Annotated in this window: 15 protein-coding genes and 1 pseudogene; 5 read left to right on the top strand and 11 right to left on the bottom strand. The window is 71.2% G+C overall.

Translation table 11 applies throughout. The annotated features are described in order from the left end of the window. Positions 1-537, top strand: a pseudogene (locus tag JHD63_RS11700) (lysylphosphatidylglycerol synthase domain-containing protein); the annotation flags it as partial. Between the two features lie 1,213 nt (positions 538-1,750). Here JHD63_RS11700 and JHD63_RS11695 read toward each other — a convergent pair. Continuing rightward, the gene (locus tag JHD63_RS11695) at positions 1,751-3,871 is read right to left on the bottom strand and encodes a TonB-dependent receptor (RefSeq protein WP_198970926.1); all 2,121 of its coding nucleotides are present in this window, start codon (positions 3,869-3,871) and stop codon (positions 1,751-1,753) included. A 284-nt stretch (positions 3,872-4,155) separates the two neighbouring features. On the opposite strand from JHD63_RS11695, the gene JHD63_RS11690 reads away from it, so the two are divergent. Next, a complete protein-coding gene (locus tag JHD63_RS11690) occupies positions 4,156-4,404 on the top strand; it encodes a DUF3297 family protein (RefSeq protein WP_198970925.1) in 249 nt (82 codons plus the stop codon). Here the strand turns inward: JHD63_RS11690 and JHD63_RS11685 are convergent. Further along, complete coding sequence (locus JHD63_RS11685; protein WP_198970924.1) at positions 4,395-5,384, bottom strand: LysR family transcriptional regulator; 990 nt, start codon at positions 5,382-5,384, stop codon at positions 4,395-4,397. The two genes, JHD63_RS11690 and JHD63_RS11685, sit on opposite strands and share 10 nt — an antisense overlap. Before the next feature lie 176 nt (positions 5,385-5,560). On the opposite strand from JHD63_RS11685, the gene paoA reads away from it, so the two are divergent. Genes paoA through paoC form a run of 3 tightly spaced genes read left to right on the top strand, consistent with a single transcriptional unit; the run spans position 5,561 to position 9,366 of the window. After that, positions 5,561-6,208, top strand: a complete 648-nt coding sequence (gene paoA / locus JHD63_RS11680) for an aldehyde dehydrogenase iron-sulfur subunit PaoA (RefSeq protein ID WP_198970923.1) — start codon at positions 5,561-5,563, stop codon at positions 6,206-6,208. Beyond that, complete coding sequence (locus JHD63_RS11675) at positions 6,205-7,155, top strand: FAD binding domain-containing protein (protein ID WP_198970922.1); 951 nt, start codon at positions 6,205-6,207, stop codon at positions 7,153-7,155. The genes paoA and JHD63_RS11675 overlap by 4 nt, the downstream gene beginning before the upstream one ends. A gap of 3 nt (positions 7,156-7,158) precedes the next feature. Further along, on the top strand, positions 7,159-9,366 hold the full coding sequence (gene paoC, locus JHD63_RS11670) for an aldehyde oxidoreductase molybdenum-binding subunit PaoC (protein WP_198970921.1): 2,208 nt from the start codon (positions 7,159-7,161) through the stop codon (positions 9,364-9,366). Between the two features lie 56 nt (positions 9,367-9,422). Here the strand turns inward: paoC and JHD63_RS11665 are convergent, their stop codons facing one another. The 9 genes from JHD63_RS11665 to JHD63_RS11625 form a co-directional block, all read right to left on the bottom strand. Beyond that, positions 9,423-10,358, bottom strand: coding sequence for a cation diffusion facilitator family transporter (locus JHD63_RS11665; RefSeq protein WP_198970920.1), 936 nt, complete (start codon positions 10,356-10,358; stop codon positions 9,423-9,425). 83 nt (positions 10,359-10,441) lie between these two features. Next, complete coding sequence (locus tag JHD63_RS11660; protein ID WP_198970919.1) at positions 10,442-10,672, bottom strand: hypothetical protein; 231 nt, start codon at positions 10,670-10,672, stop codon at positions 10,442-10,444. 168 nt (positions 10,673-10,840) lie between these two features. Next, positions 10,841-12,349 (bottom strand): CYTH and CHAD domain-containing protein, encoded by a 1,509-nt coding sequence (locus JHD63_RS11655; protein ID WP_198970918.1) that lies wholly within the window; start codon positions 12,347-12,349, stop codon positions 10,841-10,843. Positions 12,350-12,396: 47 nt separating this feature from the next. Next, the gene (locus tag JHD63_RS11650; protein ID WP_198970917.1) at positions 12,397-12,675 is read right to left on the bottom strand and encodes a GlsB/YeaQ/YmgE family stress response membrane protein; all 279 of its coding nucleotides are present in this window, start codon (positions 12,673-12,675) and stop codon (positions 12,397-12,399) included. Positions 12,676-12,807: 132 nt separating this feature from the next. After that, positions 12,808-14,973, bottom strand: coding sequence for an ATP-dependent DNA helicase DinG (gene dinG, locus JHD63_RS11645; RefSeq protein WP_198970916.1), 2,166 nt, complete (start codon positions 14,971-14,973; stop codon positions 12,808-12,810). 26 nt (positions 14,974-14,999) lie between these two features. Continuing rightward, positions 15,000-15,251: a hypothetical protein gene (locus JHD63_RS11640; RefSeq protein ID WP_233167992.1), complete on the bottom strand. Its 252-nt coding sequence runs from the start codon at positions 15,249-15,251 to the stop codon at positions 15,000-15,002. A gap of 40 nt (positions 15,252-15,291) precedes the next feature. Then, a complete protein-coding gene (locus JHD63_RS11635; RefSeq protein ID WP_198970915.1) occupies positions 15,292-17,436 on the bottom strand; it encodes an NAD(+) synthase in 2,145 nt (714 codons plus the stop codon). Between the two features lie 71 nt (positions 17,437-17,507). Further along, on the bottom strand, positions 17,508-18,119 hold the full coding sequence (locus tag JHD63_RS11630) for a 3'-5' exonuclease (protein WP_198970914.1): 612 nt from the start codon (positions 18,117-18,119) through the stop codon (positions 17,508-17,510). A 75-nt stretch (positions 18,120-18,194) separates the two neighbouring features. Then, a complete protein-coding gene (locus JHD63_RS11625) occupies positions 18,195-19,349 on the bottom strand; it encodes a CaiB/BaiF CoA transferase family protein (RefSeq protein WP_198970913.1) in 1,155 nt (384 codons plus the stop codon). Positions 19,350-19,406 lie beyond the last annotated feature (57 nt).

Raw genomic sequence — 19,406 nt, 5'->3', positions numbered from 1 at the left:
CCCCCCCCCCCCCCCCCCCCCCCCCCCCCCCCCCCCCCCCCCCCCCCCCCTCTTTTAGATGTGTATAAGAGACAGGGCTGGCAGGCCGGCGCGCTGCCGCTGCACCTGCTGGGCGCCGCCCTGGCCGCGCTGCCGGCCGGCTACGTGCTGCTCTGCGCCGCGCGCGGCGGGCGGGCGCTGACGCTGCGCGGCCGCCGCTTTCCGCTGCCGCGCGCGCCGTTCGCCCTGGCGCAGGTCGCGCTCTCGGCCGCCAACTGGATGCTGATGTCCGGCGCGGTCTGGGTGCTGCTGCAAGGCCAGGCGCCGTACCCGGCGGTGCTCGCCACCATGCTGTTCGGCGCCCTGGCCGGCCTGGTGTTGCGCGTGCCCTCCGGCCTGGGCGTGCTGGAGGCCGTCGCCGTGGTGCTGCTGGCCGGCAGCGCGCCGGCCCACCAGGTGCTGGCCGCCGTGCTGGCCTACCGCGCGCTGTACTACTTCGCGCCGCTGGTGCTGGCCAGCCTGGCCTTCTGCCTCGTCGAACTGCGCCACCGACGCTAGGTTTGCTATTTAAATAATAGCAATAAGCCCAGACGATACCTGGGCTTCAGCCATTTTTCTCCCAAAAAACCGTGACCGGGACAACCCTGGGGAGCGTTCCGGCATAAGCCAGGACTTATCCACAGCGCCGGCGCATGCGTCCAAGTTGTTCGCCCCGGCGGCGATCGGCGACAGGGCCGCATCCACATGCTTGTCGCCTCCACAAGTTCTTGATCTGGAACGGGAAAAGGGGCTTTTCCACAGAAGCGCGCATTGCTTACTACTACTACTAATTTGAAATACTAGAAATAGAGAAGAAGTGCATGAAACAAGGCTCTGCCGGCGCACGCGCGCCTCGGGCCGCGCGTCATGCGCAGCTTGGCGATGTCGTGGGTTTGTTTCGCTGGCCGACAGCGCATCGACCAGCGCGATCTCGCCGGCCGTGGCGCGGGCCGACCTCCTGCAGATGGATGCGGCGCGCGGCGCCGTTTCAGAGGGCGCTCACGCCACCACTCCTTTTCCCGCAGCACACGGATCTGCTCCGTGCTCAGTCCCGCTTCGCGCAATACCGCATCGATGTCGTCGCCCAGGTGCGGCCCGGCTCCGCCGTGAGATGGCGCAAGCCGCCCATGGCTTCGCCGATCAGTCGGCGCTGGCGATCCAGCCGCCGCGCCGCGATTCGGACCCCATTCAGGCGTGTTCCATTACGTTTTGCCCATTTCTTGGGCGGTTGTGGGTAACTTTGTGGATGCTTCGCGCGCAACCGGCGGCTTGTCCACAGACGCGCGCGGCGCGCCGAAGTTGTTAGCGGCCAGCCGCAAAGCTCAGGGTTGCCGGGCCACAGGGTTGGGGAAACCCCAAGCGCTTGATCGGCAAGGGAAAAACCGGCTTATCCCCATTTTTCGGCGCCCTCTACTACTACTGCTATTTTTTATAAGAAGAATGAAGGAAGAGCAGCCGCCAGGGTCCGCGTCGCGGCCGGGGGCTTCGGCGGGTGGGCCGCTGCAAGGCCTTTGGGAAGGTTCGGGGAGCTTCGGTAGGGGCCTGGCAGCCCTTTGGCCCGCGCGCCCGTTCCAGAGGCGCGCAGGGCCCTTGCTGCGCCAGCGCCGCCGCCAACAGCCTGCGTGGCGGCGGCGGCGCGCGGGGCGTGATCCCCCATTTTTCAAGGGAAAAATGCCTGTAGCCCAGGTATTAACTGGGCTTTATGCTATATAAAATATAGCAAAATACGCGTTCAGAACTGCATGCGCGCGGTAACCCGCAGCGTGCGCGGCTCCATCGGGTGCACATGCCGGCCGCTGATGCCCTCGCTGCCGCAGGCGCCCGCGAGCAGTTCGCGCGCGGTGCACGAGGCGTACAGGTATTCGATGTCGTTGCCCTTGCGGCCCAGCAGGTTGAACAGGTCCACGCCCAGCGTCAGCTGCCGGTTCACCGTGTAGCGCGTGCCCAGGTTCAGCAGGGTGGTCGGGCGCGAGCGCACGCTGTTGACCGTATCCAGCGCGCGCGGCCCCATGTGGCGCAGGCGCAGCGTGGCCATCCACGGGCCCTGCTGCCAGACCGCGCCGGCGGCCACCACGCGCTCGGCCGCGTTGTCCACGTAGTTGCCCTCGCCCTCGGGCGGCGTGCCGACGAAGCGGGCGCGCGACCAGGCGGCGTCGGCCTCCAGGCGCCAGGCCGGGCTGGCCTGCCAGCGCAGCGTGGTTTCCAGCCCGTGCCGGCGGCTGGCGCGGCCGGGCTCGGTGCTGCCGGCGTCGCCCACGTAGACCAGTTCGGAGTCCAGCCTCAGTTGCCACAGCGCGGCGGTGACGCTGAGCCTGTCGCTCGGCGCGAAGCGCCAGCCCAGTTCGCTGCCGCGCCCCTTCACCAGCGCCGGCACGCGCTGCGCCGGCAGTCCGGTCTGCGGATCGGCGGCGATGGTGGCGCCGCGCACGTCGTTGCTGTGAAAGCCGCCGCCCGCGTTCAGGTAGAACTCGTGCTGCGGCGTGGCGGTGTAGGCCAGCCCGGCCTTGGGGCTGGCCAGCGCGTCGTGCCCGCTGCCGCTGTTGGCCGCGCCGTAGACCGCCTCGCGCCCGCGCACCTGGTAGCGCAGCAGGTCGCCGCGCAGCCCGGCGTAGCCGCGCCAGCGCTCGCCGAAGTTCACCAGTTGCTGCGCATGGACCGAGAACAGGTCCTGCGACACCTTGTCGTCGCGCACGGTGGAGAGCCGCTCGCGCGCCTCGGTCGCGTACAGGCCGACCTGGGCGATGCGGTCGCCGCGCCACTGCGCGCCGAAGCTCAGCACGCCGTCCAGGCCGGCGATGCGGTGGGGCATGCGGTGCTGCGCCTGCGCGCCGAACACGCGGCGGCGGTCGGTCTGCTCGAACTGGTCGCCATGCACCGGGTCGTTCAGGAAGTAGGTGAAGTTGGAGAACAGGTCGAAGCGGTAGTCGATCGCATAGGCGCTGATGTCGGTCTGGCCGGCCGCGTCGTGGCGGTACCACTTGGCCGACAGGCTCAGCCGGCGCGTCCTGCCGCCGTCGCTCGGGTCGAGCGAGCCGAAGCGGCCGAGCGCGCCCTCGTCCACCGCGCGCTCGGGCACTTGGTCGGTGGCGGTCCAGTGGCTCTGGTAGGCCATGGCCGTGACGTGGAAGCCCTGCGCCTGCGCGCCCTGCGCATAACGCAGCACGCCGTTGAACTTGCGCAGGCGCTCGGGCACCTCCCAGGGGCCGTCGTTGCCGGCCAGCTCCAGCGCGCCCAGCCAGGTGCGGTCGTCCTGCGTGCGCGATCCGGCCAGCAGCGCTCGCCGGTAGCCGCGGCTGCCGAGCGTGAGTTCCGCGAACGGCGCGGCCAGCGCGCTCACGTAGTCCATGCTGGCGCTGCCGGCGAGCGAGAAATCGCCGCTGTCGGCAAAGTACGGCCCCTTGCGGTAGCGCACGCCCGAGACCAGTTCCGGGATCAGGAAGTTCAGGTCGGCAAAGCCCTGGCCGTGGCCGTGCGTGGGCATGTTGACCGGCATGCCGTCCACCGTCACCGCGAAGTCGGTGCCATGGTCGAGGTTGAAGCCGCGCAGGAAGTACTGGTTGGCCTTGCCGTCGCCCGAGTGCTGGGTGGCGACCACGCCCGGCACCGCCTCCACGATGTCGCCCGGCCGCAGCTTGGGGCGCGACTGGAAAGATGCCTGCTCGGCCGCGCCTTCGCTGGCGCTGTCGGCCGAGCCGATGGCCGCGTCGCGCGGGCCGCGCACCTGCACCTCGGGCAGATGGCCCTCCTGCGCCTGGGCCACGCGCCATGCGGGCGGCAGGCTGCACAGCAGCGCCACGCAGGCCAGGTGCCGGCGCTGCGGAGGGAGGAGGAATTGGAGGCGAAGCAGGAACATGCGGTAGAAGGTTCGTAAGAAGAATTCCATATTCTTCATACAGAAATGAAAGGCGCCATACGCCATTGGACGCAGCAGGCCCGGGACCGCGCGCCGCCCGCGGCGCATGAAATCCAGAGAAACGAAAGGCCGCGGAGCAGGCCAAGCGCAGACATCCGCGGCACCGGCTCCGCCGGGCCGCAGGATGTGCCCCCTGCAAAGGGGGGAGGGCGAAGACGCGAAGCGCGCAGCCTGGGGGTGTCCTGTTTCAGTTGCAGAATGTCGCCCTTCGAGGAATGACGCCCATGACCGACACCATCCCGCCACCGCCCCTGCCCGACCACCTCTCCATCGACCCGCGCAGCCCGCACCATGTGGCGGCGGTCTTCGCGCACGACATCGGCATCCGCTTCAACGGCAAGGAGCGCATGGACGTGGAGGAGTACTGCATCAGCGAAGGCTGGATCAAGGTCCCCGCCGGCAAGACCCTGGACCGCAAGGGCCGGCCGCTGCTGATCAAGCTCAAGGGCCGGGTCGAGGCGTTCTATCGGTAAGGCGGCGTCGCGGGGTGCACATGCGCCTTGCGCCCCTTCGCCTCGGCCGACTGCAGTTCCCTTGCGCTCAGGACGCAGGCCGGGTTGCGGGCCAGCCGCCGTACCGCCAGGTCGATGAAGGCCCGCACGCGCGCGGGCTGCGCGCTGCGGCTGCCGTAGTAGAGGAAGACGCTGGAGTGGTCGTCCACGTGCCGGGTCAGCAGCGGCACCAGGCGTGCGGCGCGGATGTGCGGCGCGGCGATGACGCCGGTCAGCAGTCCCAGCACCTGCCCGGCCAGCACGGCATCGGTCTCCAGCGCCTCGTCGTTGGTGCAGAACGAGGGGACCACGGGGTGCTCGACCCTGGCATGCTCGACCTTGACGTACCAGGGCAGCACCCTGCCGTTGCCCGGATGGCGAAACGCGCTGCAGCGATGCGCGGCCAGCGCATCGAGCGTGTCCGGCGCGCCGTGGCGGGCCAGGTAGGCGGGCGCCGCGCAGATGATGAGCTGCAGCGGAAACAGCCGGCGCGCGATCACGCCCTCGGCCGCTGATTGACCCACGCGAAAGCCCACGTCCACGCGGTCCTCCACCCAGTTGCCGATGCGGTCGTCGAGTTGCACGTCGGGCTGCACCTCCGGGTGCAGGCGGCAGAACTCGTCCAGCAGCGGCCACAGCACCGGCGCGAAGGCCGAGCGCGGCCCGACGATGCGCAGCGGCCCGGCGCTCTCGTCCCTGGCGTGGCGGGCCCGGTGCAGCGCGCGCTGCAGGCCCAGCAGCGCCGGCTGCGCGGCCTCCAGGAACTGGCGGCCCTCGTCGGTCAGTGACAGGCTGCGTGTGCTGCGGTGGAACAGCCGCACGCCCAGGTGCTGTTCGAGCTGGGCCAGGGCCTGGCTCGCCGCCTGCGGCGTGATGCCCTGGGCCGCGGCGGCCTGGCGCAGGCTGCCGAGCTCCGCGGTCTTGGCGAAAGTCGCGATGGAACGCAGTTCGTTGATCGGCATGGAGCGCTTCTTTTCGCGCCCGATTATCAACAGCAACTTGTCAGTGCTGCAAGCCTGCCGGGGCTAGGCGGCCATGGGGCGCCCGCCTACAGTCTCCATGGGCTGGCCGCTGACGCCAGCGCCCCCGCGCGCGGCGTCCAATGGCGGCGCCGACCGATCAAGGAGTGCGACGTCCCATGACCCCCACCACCACCGATGCCTTCACCATTTCCCGGCGCGAGCTGCTGAGAGCCGGCACCGCCACCGCGTCGATGCCGGCCATGGCGGGCATGCCGGCCCTGGCTGCCGCGGCCCCGGCGGCCACCGCCCCCACCGCCTCGCCGCTCACGCTGCAGGTCAACGGCAGGAGCCACCAGCTCGTGCTGGACAACCGCACCACCCTGCTCGATGCGCTGCGCGAGCACCTGCACCTGACCGGTACCAAGAAGGGCTGCGACCACGGCCAGTGCGGCGCCTGCACGGTGATCGTCGATGGCCGGCGCATCAACGCCTGCCTCACGCTGGCGGTGATGCACGAGGGAGCCCAGGTGAGCACCATCGAGGGCCTCGGCGCGCCCGGCAGGCTGCATCCTATGCAGGCGGCGTTTGTCAAGCACGACGGCTACCAGTGCGGCTACTGCACGCCTGGGCAGATCTGCTCGGCCGTGGGCATGCTGGACGAAATCGCGCAGGGCGTGCCGAGCCACGTCAGCGACGACCTGACGGCCAGCCCGCAGCCCAGCGCCGCCGAGTTCCAGGAACGCATGAGCGGCAACCTCTGCCGCTGCGGCGCCTACAGCAACATCGTCGAGGCCATCAGCGAAGTCGCGGGGGTGAAAGCATGAGAGCCTTCACCTTCGAGAAGGCGGCCTCGCCTGCCCAGGCGGTCGCGGCGGCCGCGCGCACGCCGGGCGCGCGCTTCATTGCCGGCGGCACCAACCTGCTGGACCTGATGAAGCTGGAGATCGAGACGCCCACGCATCTGATCGACGTCAACGGCCTGGGCTTCGACAAGGTCGAGAGCAGCGCCGACGGCGGCCTGCGCATCGGCGCTCTGGTGCGCAACACCGACCTGGCCGCGCACGAGCGCGTGCGGCGCGACTATGGCGTGCTCGCGCGCGCCTTGCTGGCGGGAGCCTCGGCGCAGTTGCGCAACAAGGCGACCACGGCAGGCAACCTGCTGCAGCGCACCCGCTGCCCCTATTTCTACGACACGAACCAGGCCTGCAACAAGCGCCAGCCGGGCAGCGGCTGCGCCGCCCTCGGCGGCTTCAGCCGCGGGCATGCGGTGCTCGGCGCGAGCGAGGCCTGCATCGCCACGCACCCGAGCGACATGGCCGTCGCCCTGCGCGTGCTCGACGCGGACGTCGAGACCCTGCGTCCCGACGGCTCGCGCCGGACCATTCCCATTGCCGATTTCCACCGCCTGCCGGGTGACACGCCGCAGACCGAGACCGCGCTGCAGCCGGGCGAGCTGATCACCTCGGTACGGCTGCCGGCGCCGGTGGAGGGCCGCCATGTCTACCGCAAGGTGCGCGACCGCGCGTCCTATGCGTTCGCGCTGGTATCGGTCGCGGCGATCGTGCGGCGCGACGGTTCGGGCCGGGTCGCGCTGGGCGGCGTGGCGCCGAAGCCCTGGCGCGTGGACGCGGCGGAGCGCGAGCTGCCGCGCGGGGCCAGGGCCGCGGCCGCGGCGCTGTTGGCCGGTGCGCGGCCGACCGGGCAGAACGCCTTCAAGCTGACGCTGGTCGAGCGCACGCTCGACGCGGCGCTGACCGATGCGAGGACCTGAGCGATGAAGTTCGACACCCCCGCCACCACCAACCCGATCGACCAGGGCAAGGTGATCGGCCTGCCGCTCGGCCGCATCGACGGCGCGCTCAAGACCAGCGGCACGGCGCCCTACGCCTACGAGCGCCACGACGTCGCGCCGGATGCGGCCTACGGCTATATCGTCGGCGCGGCCATCGCCAAGGGGCGCATCGCATCGATCGACCAGCGCCGCGCCCGGGCCGCCCCCGGCGTGATCGCCATCGTCACCGCCGGGAACGCCGGCAAGCTGGGCAAGGGCCGCTTCAACACGGCCCGGCTGCTCGGCGGCCCCATGGTCGACCACTACCACCAGGCCGTTGCGCTCGTCGTCGCCGAGACCTTCGAGCAGGCGCGCGCCGCCGCGCAGCTGCTGCAGGTGGAGTACGTGCGCGCGGACGGTGCCTTCGACCTTGCCCAGGCCAGGGATGCGACCGACCGCCGCACCACCGACCGCAGCAGCACCGTCGGCGATTTCGCCGGCGCCTTCGCGCAGGCCGAGGTGCGGCTGGACCAGACCTACACCACGCCCGACCACTCGCACGCCATGATGGAGCCGCATGCCACCACGGCCGCGTGGCAGGGCGACAGGCTGGTGGTGTGGACCTCCAACCAGATGGTCGACTGGACCCGGACCGACCTCGCCGCGACCCTGGGCATCGCCAAGGACAAGGTGCGGCTCGTGTCGCCCTACGTCGGCGGTGGCTTCGGCGCCAAGCTGTTCCTGCGCGCCGACACCGTGCTGGCGGCGCTGGGCGCGCGCGCTGCACAGCGCCCCGTGAAGGTGGCGCTGCAGCGGCCGCTGGTGGCCAACAACACCACCCACCGGCCGGCGACGATCCAGCGCATCCGCATCGGCGCCACCCGGCAGGGCCGGATCACGGCCATCGGCCACGAGAGCTGGTCGGGCAACCTGGCCGGCGGCCAGCCCGAGAACGCAGTGCAGCAGACGCAGCTGCTGTATGCGGGCGCGCACCGCCTGACCGGCACCCGCCTGGCACTGCTGGACCTGCCCGAAGGCAACGCCATGCGCGCGCCGGGCGAGGCGCCGGGCCTGATGGCGCTGGAGATCGCCATCGACGAGATGGCCGAACAGCTCGGCATGGACCCGCTGGAATTGCGCGTGCTCAACGACACCCAGGTAGATCCCGCCAGACCGGAGCGCCGCTTCTCCGAGCGCCGCCTGGTCGAATGCCTGCGCACCGGGGCGCAGCGCTTCGGCTGGGCGCAGCGCGACGCACGGCCGGCACAGCGGCGCGAGGGCCGCTGGTGGATCGGCACCGGGCTGGCGGCAGGCCTGCGCAACAACCTGCTCGCCAAGTCGGGCGCGCGGGTGCGGCTCGACGCGCGCGGCGTGGTCACGGTGGAAACCGACATGACCGACATCGGCACCGGCAGCTACACCATCATCGCGCAGACCGCCGCGGAAATGATGGGCGTGCCGATCGAGCGCGTGGTGGTGCGGCTGGGCGACTCGTCGTTCCCGGTGTCCGCCGGCTCGGGCGGGCAGTGGGGCGCCAACAGCTCGACCGCGGGCGTGTACGCCGCCTGCGCCAAGCTGCGCGATACCGTGGCACGCCGCGCCGGCTTCCAGCCCGCGGATACGGCCTTCGCGGACGGCATGGTGGTGTCCGGCGGACGCAGCGTGCCGCTGGCATCGGTGGCGGCCCAGGCCGGCGCAGAAGGCCTGGTGGCCGAGGACGCCATCGAGTTCGGCGACCTGGACAAGCGCTACCAGCAGTCCACCTTCGCGGCGCATTTCGTCGAGGTGGCGGTGGACGCCTTCACCGCCGAAGTCCGCGTGCGGCGCATGCTCGCCGTGTGCGCGGCCGGCCGCATCCTCAACCCCAGGACGGCCCGCAGCCAGGTGATCGGCGCCATGACCATGGGCGTGGGCGCGGCGCTGATGGAGGAGCTGGTGGTGGACCGGCGCCAGGGCTTCTTCGTCAACCACGACCTGGCCGGCTACGAGGTGCCGGTGCATGCCGACATCCCGCACCAGGAGGTGATCTTCCTGGACGAGGCCGACGCCGTCTCCTCGCCCATGAAGGCCAAGGGCGTGGGCGAACTGGGCCTGTGCGGCGTCGGCGCGGCGGTGGCCAACGCGGTCTACCACGCCACCGGCGTGCGCGTGCGCGACTACCCGGTCACGCTCGACAAGCTGCTGGACCGGATGCCGCCCCTGGCCGCGTGACACCGCCGCCGACGGCGGCGGCGCGCGCGGACTGGGGCAGCGCGCCGCATGGCCGCTCAGGCGGCCGCGCGCGGGGCTGTCGGCAGGTGGTCCAGGTCGGGCCGGTGGCGCGGGTCCACGTGCACCATCAGGCTCAGCACCCGGTGCTGCTCCATCACGCGCTGGCGGGCGCGCACGGCGATGTCGTGGCCGGCCTCCACGGTGATGGTGGCGTCGACCTCGACGTGCGCATCCACCGCGAGCATGTCGCCCAGGCGGCGGGTGCGCACGTCGTGCACGCCCTGCACGCCGGGAGTGGCGGCCAGGGTGCGCTCGATGGCCTGCACCTCGTCGGCGTCGGCGGCGCGGTCCATCAGGTCCTGCAGCGCGCCCCAGCCGAAGGTCCAGCCCATGCGCGCCACCATCACGCCCACCACCAGCGCGGCGATCGGGTCCAGCAGCGGATAGCCCATGAGGTTGCCGACGATGCCCAGGCCCACCACTAGCGACGAGGCCGCGTCCGAGCGCGCGTGCCAGGCGTTGGCCACCAGCATGGTGGAGCGCACGCGCTGCGCCACGGCCAGCATGTAGCGGAACAGGCCCTCCTTGGCGACCAGCGCGATGGCGGCCACCCACAGCGCCACGCCGTGCACCCGCGGGATGCTCTGCGGGTCTTCGAGCTTGCCCACGGCCGACCACAGCATGCCGCCGCCCACGGCCAGCAGGATGGCGCCCAGCACCAGGGTGGCGGCGGTCTCGAAGCGCTGGTGGCCGTAGGGGTGGCCGGCGTCCGGGTCGCGGCGGCTGTGGCGGCCGGCGAACAGCACGACGAAGTCCGACACCAGGTCCGACAGCGAGTGGATGCCGTCGGCGATCAACGCCTGCGACTTGGCGAATACGCCGACCGCGATCTGCACCGTGACCAGCACGACGTTGACCGCCACGCTGACCCAGGTGCTGCGCCGGGCCGCGGCGGCGCGCTCGCCGGCGGGGATGTCGCTCGGGAAATGCATCGACGGATACTATGTTTTCAATAGCATAAAGCCCAGGTGGATTATGGGCTACGGCACTGTTTGATCCATGAATGAGGCGGCGCTCAGCCTCCCTCGGCCGGCCGCTTCAGCACGATCTTGCCCTCCTCCACGTAGTCGTCGAACTGCGTGCGCGGAATGGCGGTGAGGCCGGCCACGCCGTCGGCCGCCTCCCAGCTCAGGGTGGCGCTGTCGGGGGCCAGGGCCACCTCCACCAGGCCTTTGGGAATCGGGATCGGCGTTCCGTCGCCCGGGGTGTAGGTGACCTCGCCGACGATGGTGGCGTATTGGGACATGGCGTGCTCCTCGCGCAGTGTGGGCAGCGCCAGGGGCGGCGCGCCGAAGCGCATATTGCACGCTTTTTCGCGCCGTCGCGTGTTTCAGAAAGCTGTCTCGCCGGCCGGCGCCGCCATGCCTGCGATCGGCAATGCGAGGACGAAATCGCTCCTTGCCTGCACACCTTCTCAGTTCCTCTTGCCGCCGTGCTTCTTCCAGAACGGCGCCGCGCCGGCGATCCGGCCCAGCGCCTCGGCACAGGCGCGCGCGCCCTCGGGCTGGCGCGCCGCGAGCCAGCCGGCCCCGAACCAGGCCCGCGGGTCCTGCATGGCGGCGGCCCGGTACAGGCCGCAGGCCACGGCCTCGTCGTGCTGGCGGCCCAGCAGGTCCTGCGCGGGACGCAGGGCTTGCAGATAGGTCGCGGCGTCCTTGGCCTTGCCCCACAGCGGCGCCACGAATTCCGCCAGGTAGCGCAGGCGCTTGAGCCGGCGGCGCGTGCGGTGCTGCGCCTCGGGTGCGAGCGAGGTGAAGCGCGCGGCATCTTCCAGCACCCGGGCCTGCAGCCTGCGCAGTTGCCGGCGCAGCGCGCGGCGGGCGGCCGCCGCGTCCAGCCCGGGCGCGGCCGCCTCGGCCGCCGCGAAGCCGACCAGTTCGATCAGCACCGCCTGGAAAGCCGGCGCCCGCACCGCTTCGCCGGGCCGCGCGGCAGTGGCGTCGTCCTCGGCCGGCCATTGCACCGGCGGGCCGCCGGCGGCCTGCAGCAGCGGCTGCACCAGGCCCAGCGCCTGCTCGCGGTCGCGCTGCGTGCCCAGCACGCGGAAGACCTGCACCAGCGGCGCCTCCCAGGCCGGGTCCAGGCCCGGCGCCAGGGGTGCGAGCGCGCGCAGCGCGGTGCGCAGGCGCCGGATGCCGATGCGCAACTGGTGCAACTGCTCGGCATCCGTGTTGCCTGCCGCGACCTCGCTTGCGCCGGGCAGCACCTGCGCCAAGCACGCTGCCAGTACGGCCTGCTGGATGGCGCGGCCCGAGGGCTGCGCGGGAAATTCCGGCGCCCGCGCCTTGACCGCCGGCACGGTGCCCGCGCCCGCGCGCAGCCGCTCGCCGCGCTCGGCCTTGGACAAGGTGCTGAGCCACAGGCCATGGCGCTGCGCCCAGCGCCGCGCCAGACCGGCCAGCGCCTGCGCATCGCCCTGCACCAACTCCAACTCCAGTTCACACACCGGCGACACGCGGCGCCCGCCGCCCACGGCAGGGGCATTCACCTGGCCCACATCCAGCGCCAGCTCCACCATGCTGCGCCCCACCCGCACCACGCGGCGCTGGCGCCAGATGTCGGTGCCATAGGTTTCAAGCAGCACCGGCTCAGCGCCCAGCACCTGCTGCAGCCGCGCGCCCACCGCTGTGCCCTGGTGCAGGCGCAGATCCGGCACGGCACTGGCCGCGGCGCGCGCGGCGCCCAGGTCCACCTCGTGCTCCAGCCGCTGCAGCGGGCCGGCACCGGCGGCCTTGGCGGTCTGCACCCAGCGCCGTCCTTCCTTGCGCAGGCGCAGCACCATGCCGTGCGCGGCCAGCGCGCCGTCTGCCGTGTCGAAATAGCGCGCCTGCAGGTGCACCCGTTGCACCGCGCCGCGGCGCAGCGCCGCCTCTACCGCGGGCAGGCGCTCGGGCGGGATCTGGAACTTGAACTCGAACTCCATGGGGGTCTCGTGATGCGGTGGACGGCCCCCATGGTAGGCCGCGGCGGTCAGGCCGCCGGCAGTGCGCGCGGCCTCAGGAAGAAACGTGTGGCGAGCAGCACGATGAGGGCGCCGATCACGGCCGCCGTGAAGCCGTTGAGGTGCTCCCGGCTCCACCAGTGCAGGGCCTCGCCCGACAGGCTGGCCGCCAGCGCTCCGGCGATGCCGATGGCAGCGGTGACGAGCAGGCCCGTCATGCCGGCCATGCGTCCCAGCGGCTTGAACGCGTTGACGAGCATGCCGACGATGAAGCCTGCAAATAGTACCCAGAAAAGTCCGGTGGTCATGTGATGTCCTTCAGGAGGCCCTGCGCGGGCAGCGCCCTGGCGGAAAGCGCCGGGGTAGCCGCGCAGGTTAGGCGACAGGCGGCACGCCGTGCTGCGGGTATACGCGCGTTTCAGAAAATAAATCCCCGCCTCTCAGGACGCCGCCTCCAGCGCGCCGCGCCGCACCCGCGTGAACGGCGGCAGCCCCTGCAGCAGGTGCTGGCCGTAGCGGGTGCTGCCCAGGCGGCGGTCGTAGCAGACCACGCGGGCGCGGTCTTCCTCGGTGCGGATGGCGCGGCCCACCCATTGCGCCAGGCGGATGGCGGTGGCCGGCACCACCAGTTCACTGAAGGGGTCGCGGCCGACCGCGCGCAGCCATTCGGCGCGCGCCTCGCCCACCGGGTCGTCGGGCGGCGCGAAGGGCAGCTTGGTGATGAACAGGGTTTCGCACAGCCGGCCCGGCAGGTCCAGCCCTTCTCCGAAGGACTGCATGCCGAAGATGATGGAAGGCTGGCCTGCCGCGACGCGCTCGCGGTGGCGGCGCAGCAGCTGCGCGCGCGGCAGCGCGGTCTGCACCAGCACGGCGGGGCGCAGGGCGTCGGGCAGGGCGTCGACCGCCTGGCGCAATTGTTCGCGCGAGGTGAACAGCACCAGCGCGCCGGAGCGGACGTCGGCCAGGTCCTGCACCAGCGCCTGCACCATCTCGGCGGTGAAGGCGGCGGCGTCGCGCGGGTCGGCGGCGGTCTCGGCCATGAGCAGCGTGCCCTGCGCGGCGTAGTCGAAGGGGCTGGGCACTTCCAGCGTGCTGGCGGCGTCGTCGCCGTGCAGGCCGGTCTCGCGCAGGAAGAAGTCGAACTGCCCGCAGCTGGTCAGCGTGGCCGAGGTCAGCACCGCGCCGCGCACCGCGCTCCACAGGTGCTTGCGCAGCGCGCTGCCGGGCAGCACCGGGCTGGCATGGGCCTGCAGCAGGTCGTCCTGGCCTTCGCGGGTTTCGAGCGTGAACCACTTCGCGGCAGGCACCGCGCCCGGCGCGCTGTCCTGCAGCAGCAGTTGGGCCGTGGCCAGCACCTGGTCGAGCCGGGGCGCGAGCATGCCGATCTGCGCATACAGCGCGGACAGGCGCCGCGCCTCGTCGGGCTTGTCGCGCATCTCGGCGCGCAGCGCCTTGGCGATGGCGCGCAGCGCGCCGGCAAAGCCCTCCGCATGGTGGGCGAGCTGGCCCAGCGGCTCCTGCAGTGCCTCGGGCAGTTCACCGCGCGGCAGGCGCACGTGCGCCGGGCCCCAGCCGCCCTGCTGGGCATGCAGCGCGCTGCCGTAGAGGTCCTGCACCAGGCGGCCGACGTCGATCAGCGCCTGCCGCAACTGCGCCGCGTGGCGCGGGACGTCGGCGATTTCCTGCACCGCCAGCAGGCCGCCGACGCGCAGCGCGCGGCTGGCCAGGCGCTCGACCCAGGCGTGGCGGCCCAGGTCCATGCTGCAGGCGAACTGGTCCAGCGCGGTGCCGGGCAGGTGGTGCGCCTCGTCCAGCACCAGCAGGCAGTTGTCCAGCTCGGGCAGCACCCGCGCGCCGAGCGAAGACAGCAGCAGGTCGTGGTTGGCGACGATCACCTGCGCGCCGACCAGCTCCTTGCGCTTGTCGAAATAGGTGCACTGGCTGAAGGCGGGGCAGTACTTGCCGGTGCAGGTGGCGGCCTCGGCCGCGACCGGGCCCCAGACCTCGTGCGCGGGCGGCGTGTCGAGCGAGTCGCGGTCGCCGTCCCAGCCGCCCCTGGCCAGCGCCTGCGCCATGCCGGAATAGAACTGGATGCGCGCCTCGGTCTCGTGCGCGGGCCGGGCCGCGCGGGCGGCGGCTTCTTCCTCGGCGAACAGGTCGTCCTCGTCGGCGGCCTCGCCGGTGCCGGCCAGGCGTTCGAGCTTGAGCTTGCAGACATAGCGCCCGCGCCCCTTGGCCAGCGCAAATCTGAACGGCTGCGGCAGCAGCGCGGCCAGCGCCGGCAGATCCTTGGTGCAGAGCTGTTCCTGCAGCGCCACGGTGGCGGTGGAGATCAGCACCCGCGTGTTGCGCGCCAGTGCCAGCGTGATCGCCGGCACGCAGTAGGCCAGCGACTTGCCCACGCCGGTGCCGGCCTGCACCACGGCGATGGCGCGCACCGGGGCGTCGTCGCCTTCCTCGACCTTGCCCAGCGTGGCGCTGGCAAAGGCCTGCGCCACCTGCTCGGCCATGCGGCGCTGGCCGGGCCGGCTGCGGAATCCGGCGGTGGCATTCACCGCTTCGTCGAAGGTGTGCAGGGCCGCGGCGGACCACTCGGTGGAAGACATGGGGGGCGAAATGAAGGATGAACGCCCTAGCCGAACTGCACGCAGCGCATGCTCAGGGTGCCGGCGTGGAAGCTCTCGAACACCGTGCGCGCGCGCTCCGCCGGCCCCGCCGCGCCCGGCGCGTACAGGAAGGGGTAGTCGTGGTCCGGCGTGGCCACCGCGGTGTCGGCTCCCGGCAGCTTCCGGTAGCCGAGCAGGGCCTGGTCGTCGCGTGCGGCCTGCGCCAGGTCGGACAGCGTGGACAGGGCCGAGGTGGTGCCCAGGACGGAGGAGGTCATGAGGAAATGGCGGCGGTGGTGCATCAGGGGCTGTGCCGGGTCACCCTTCGTCCGGCACCTGCTTGAGTTCTTCCATCCACACCGCCGCTTCGGAATCGCTCGGTGCGCGCCAGTCGCCGCGCGGCGAGAGCGAGCCGCCCGAACCCACCTTGGGCGCATTGGGCACGCAGCTGCGCTTGAACTGGCTGGTCTTGAAGAAGCGCCACAGGAAGGTGCCCAGGTGCTGCTTGATCTGGGCCAGCGTGTACTGGTTGTGCACCGGCAGGTCGTCGGGCCAGGCGCCGCGGAGGCGGTCGCCCCAGGCGCAGTGCGCCAGGAAGGCCACCTTGCTCGGCCGGTAGCCGTAGCGCAGCACGTAGTAGAGGTGGAAGTCCTGCAGCTCGTAGGGGCCGATCGTGTCCTCGGTCCTCTGGCCGGGCTGCGCCGCCATGGCACTATTATTTTGATAGCTAGAAGCCCAGGTGTTACCTGGGCTTGAAGATGATTTTGCTTGTAATTCGCCCGGCAGCGCGCCGTGCGGCACCAATTCGGGGCTGACCTCGGTCTGGACGATGGCGCGCAGCACCGCGCTGCCCTCGGCGCCCAGCAGCGTCTGCTGCGCCACCCAGCCCACCAGGTGCTTGATCAGCGTCTTGGGCACGCTGGCGTTGACGTTGTAGTGCGACATGTGGTCGCCCACGCCATAGGTGCACCAGCCCAGCGCCAGCTCGCTCAGGTCGCCGGTGCCGGCGACGATGGCGTTGTGGAAATTGGCCAGGCGGAACAGGTGGCTGGTGCGCTCGCCGGCCTGCACGTTCTCGAAGGTGATGTCGTAGACCGGCTGGCCGTCGTGGAACGGGTGGCCGATGTCCTGCAGCATCTGCAGGCAGCTCGGGCGGATGTCGATCTCGCGCGCGCTGCAGCCGATGGCGGCCATCAGCCGGTGCGCCTGCGCCAGCGTGCGCTCGCTGGTGGCGAAGGCCGGCATGGTGTAGCCCAGGATGTGGCTGCGCGGCAGCCGCAGCCGGTCCATCGCCTGCGCCAGCACCAGCAGCGCATGGGTCGAGTCCAGCCCGCCCGACACGCCGATCACCACCTTGCGGATGCCGCTGGCCTCCAGCCGCTGCACCAGCGACTGCACCTGGATGTTGAACACCTCGCGGCAGCGCTCGTCGCGCGTGGCCGCATCGGCCGGCACGTAGGGAAAGCGCTCCACGCGGCGCAGCAGGCCGCGCGCCTGCTGCGGCACCGGCAGGTCGAAGGCCACCGTGCGCCAGCCCTGCAGCGCGGCCTGGTGCTGCCGCACCGAATCGCCGAAGCTGCCCTGGCGCATGCGCTCGCGCGAGAGGCGCTCCAGATCGGCATCGGCGGCGATCAGGTGCGAGGCGTTGGAGAAGCGCTCGCTCTCGGCCAGCAGCTCGCCGCTCTCGTAGATCAGCGCCTGGCCGTCCCAGGCCAGATCGGTCGTCGACTCGCCGATGCCGGCCGACGAATACAGGTAGGCCGCCAGGCAGCGCGCCGACTGCTGGCTGACCAGCTGGTGCCGGTAGCCGGCCTTGCCGACGGTGATGTTGCTGGCCGACAGGTTCACCAGCACCGTGGCGCCGGCCAGCGTGGCGGTGCTGCTGGGCGGGATCGGCACCCACAGGTCCTCGCAGATCTCCACATGGATCCTGAGCAGCGGCAACTGCCGCGCCTGGAACACGATGTCGGAGCCGAAGGGCACGCCCTCCTGCCCGCACAGCGTGATCGCGCGGCTCAGCGCGCTGCCCGCCGCGTTGAACTGGCGCGCCTCGTAAAACTCGCCATAGTTCGGCAGGTAGGTCTTGGGCTGCACCCCCAGCACGCGCCCGCCCGCCACCAGTGCCGCGCAGTTGAACAGCCGGTGGTCCACCCGCAGCGGCAGCCCCACGATGGCCACCGCCGCCACGTCGCGCGAGGCCTCGACAACCGCCTGCAGCGCCGCCTCGCAGGCATCGAGCAGCGCCGCCTGGTGGAACAGATCGTCGCAGGTATAGGCCGACAGCCCCAGCTCCGGAAAGGCCACCACCACCGCGCCGCCGGCCGCCGCCTCGCGGAACAGGCGGATGGTTTCCGCCGCGTTGAACACCGGGTCCGCCACGCGGTTGCGCGGCACGGCCACCGCCAGGCGCGCGAAGCCGTGGCGGTAGGGGTTGGAGAAGGGCAGTTGCGCAAGATCGTTCACCGGAAGAGTCCTCGGTCGGGTGGCTGCGACGCTACTGTATGACAAGCCCTCTGCGCGGCTCGTGCCCGTCGCTATTGCGCAAGGTAGCGGGCGATCACCTTGGGCAGCGCCTGCCGCTGCGCGCGCTGCAACTGCTCCAGCAGGCCGTGGTGGGCCTGCGGCAGGCCATAGCGGGACTGCAGATCGCGCCGCATCCGCCCCAGCAGCGCCGCGGCCATCTCGGCATCGGCCAGCGCCCGGTGCGCGCGGCCCGTGCACGCCAGGCCATGCAGCGCCGCCAGCGCCCCGAGCTTGTGGCTGCGCGCCTCGGGATAGAGCCGCCGCGCCAGCAGCAGGGTGCAGACGAAGGGCTGCGGCGCCGCCTGGCCGATGCGCCCCAGCTCGGCCGCCCAGAAGCGCCGGTCGAACGACGCGTTGTGCGCCGCCATCGGCGTATCCCCCACGAAGCGCGCCGCATCCGCCATCACCCGCTCGGCCGGCGGCGCCGCCGCCACCATCGCGTTGCTGATGCCGGTGAGGGATTCGATGAACGGCGGAATGCGCACCCCCGCATTCATCAGGCTCTGGAAGCGGTCCACCACCTCGCCGCCCTCCACGAGCACGATGGCCACCTCGGTGGCCCGGTCTCCGTTCAGGGGCGACAGGCCGGTGGTTTCGAAGTCGATGACGGCAGTGCGGGGCATGGGGTGGGGAGGTGGGTGGCGGCTCTGCCGATCAGAACACGGGCAGGGCGACTTGATCCCTCAGACCCAACAAACCTATGCCGGCAGAGCCGGAATCCCGCTGAACTCCGCCCTTATCGCCTCCGTGTGCTGGCCGATGCCGGGCACACGACCCAGCTCCCGTGGCTCCTTGCGGAAGATGGCCGGCGGGGCAACTACTTGGGCGTTGCCGTGGACGGTGGGCACTGTCGCACGCCGCAAGTGCGGATGGGAGGACAGCTCCTGGACACCGTTGACCGCGGCGAACGCCACCTGCGCCATCTGGAGTTTCTGCCGGACCTCTGCCGGCGCCATGCAAGCCAGGATGGCCTTGATCTCCGTGTCCAGGGGGTCGCGGTGTTCGACCCGCAGCATATTGCTGGCGAATTCGGGGCGGCCGAGCAGGCCCGGCCGGCCCAGCACCTGGGTGGCAAAGCGTTTCCACTCGCCATCGTTTTGTACCCCGATCAGGATGGTGGCTTCATCCCCTACCTCGCCTCCTACCCGATACGCGCCATAGGGGGCGATGGTCGGATGGGCCAGGCCGACCCGCGGCCAGGTGGTGCCGGCATAGTCGTAGTGCAGCAGCGGCACGGTCATCCAGTCGCACATCGCGTCGAACAATGACACATGGATTGCGCTGCCTTCGCCGGTGCGCTCGCGCTGGAGAAGTGCCTCCAGGATGGCTGCGTGGGCATACATGCCGGTCCCCACGTCACAGGCCGAAATGCCGATCCTGCCCGGTGTCTCTGGGCTACCCGTGACTGAGCAGATGCCGCTTTCTGCCTGCACGAGTAGGTCGTAGGCGCGCATGCCGGCATAGGGGCCCTCTTCTCCATAGCCGGAGATGTCGCAGGTGATGAGCCGGGGGTGCAACTGGCGCATCTTTTCCCAGCCGAAACCCGCTCGGACGGCTGCGCCAGGCCCCAAGTTCTGGATGAGCACGTCTGCCCGGGCGATCAAGCGCTGCAGCAGCGCGGCATCCTCCGGCTGGGTGTAGTCCAGCACCACGGATTCCTTGCCCCGGTTCAGCCAGACGAAGTAGGTGCTGTCGCCGTTAACCGCCTTGTCGTACCCGCGCGAAAAGTCGCCTTCGGGCCTCTCGATCTTGATCACGCGCGCGCCGGCATCCGCCAGCCGGCTGGATGCGTAGGGCGCCGCCGCTGCCTGCTCGACTGCGACAACGGTCACGCCTTTAAGGGGGTAGCCCATCTGATACTCCAATTGCAAGAAACAAGAACAGCTGGCGGCCGCAGTATGCTTGCCCGC

It is taken from the genome of Xylophilus sp. ASV27 (assembly GCF_016428875.1).
GTDB lineage: Bacteria > Pseudomonadota > Gammaproteobacteria > Burkholderiales > Burkholderiaceae_C > Xylophilus.
The sequence above is the reverse complement of the archived record's forward strand: the minus strand, read 5'-3'. Positions and strand labels throughout refer to the sequence as shown.

What these genes read in the sequence shown, in the direction of transcription:
- JHD63_RS11695 (WP_198970926.1), bottom strand. Translation starts at nt 3,871, where the DNA reads ATGTTCCTGCTTCGCCTCCAATTCCTCCTCCCTCCGCAGCGCCGGCAC.
- JHD63_RS11690 (WP_198970925.1), top strand. Translation starts at nt 4,156, where the DNA reads ATGACCGACACCATCCCGCCACCGCCCCTGCCCGACCACCTCTCCATC.
- JHD63_RS11685 (WP_198970924.1), bottom strand. Translation starts at nt 5,384, where the DNA reads ATGCCGATCAACGAACTGCGTTCCATCGCGACTTTCGCCAAGACCGCG.
- paoA (WP_198970923.1), top strand. Translation starts at nt 5,561, where the DNA reads ATGACCCCCACCACCACCGATGCCTTCACCATTTCCCGGCGCGAGCTG.
- JHD63_RS11675 (WP_198970922.1), top strand. Translation starts at nt 6,205, where the DNA reads ATGAGAGCCTTCACCTTCGAGAAGGCGGCCTCGCCTGCCCAGGCGGTC.
- paoC (WP_198970921.1), top strand. Translation starts at nt 7,159, where the DNA reads ATGAAGTTCGACACCCCCGCCACCACCAACCCGATCGACCAGGGCAAG.
- JHD63_RS11665 (WP_198970920.1), bottom strand. Translation starts at nt 10,358, where the DNA reads ATGCATTTCCCGAGCGACATCCCCGCCGGCGAGCGCGCCGCCGCGGCC.
- JHD63_RS11660 (WP_198970919.1), bottom strand. Translation starts at nt 10,672, where the DNA reads ATGTCCCAATACGCCACCATCGTCGGCGAGGTCACCTACACCCCGGGC.
- JHD63_RS11655 (WP_198970918.1), bottom strand. Translation starts at nt 12,349, where the DNA reads ATGGAGTTCGAGTTCAAGTTCCAGATCCCGCCCGAGCGCCTGCCCGCG.
- JHD63_RS11650 (WP_198970917.1), bottom strand. Translation starts at nt 12,675, where the DNA reads ATGACCACCGGACTTTTCTGGGTACTATTTGCAGGCTTCATCGTCGGC.
- dinG (WP_198970916.1), bottom strand. Translation starts at nt 14,973, where the DNA reads ATGTCTTCCACCGAGTGGTCCGCCGCGGCCCTGCACACCTTCGACGAA.
- JHD63_RS11640 (WP_233167992.1), bottom strand. Translation starts at nt 15,251, where the DNA reads ATGACCTCCTCCGTCCTGGGCACCACCTCGGCCCTGTCCACGCTGTCC.
- JHD63_RS11630 (WP_198970914.1), bottom strand. Translation starts at nt 18,119, where the DNA reads ATGCCCCGCACTGCCGTCATCGACTTCGAAACCACCGGCCTGTCGCCC.
- JHD63_RS11625 (WP_198970913.1), bottom strand. Translation starts at nt 19,349, where the DNA reads ATGGGCTACCCCCTTAAAGGCGTGACCGTTGTCGCAGTCGAGCAGGCA.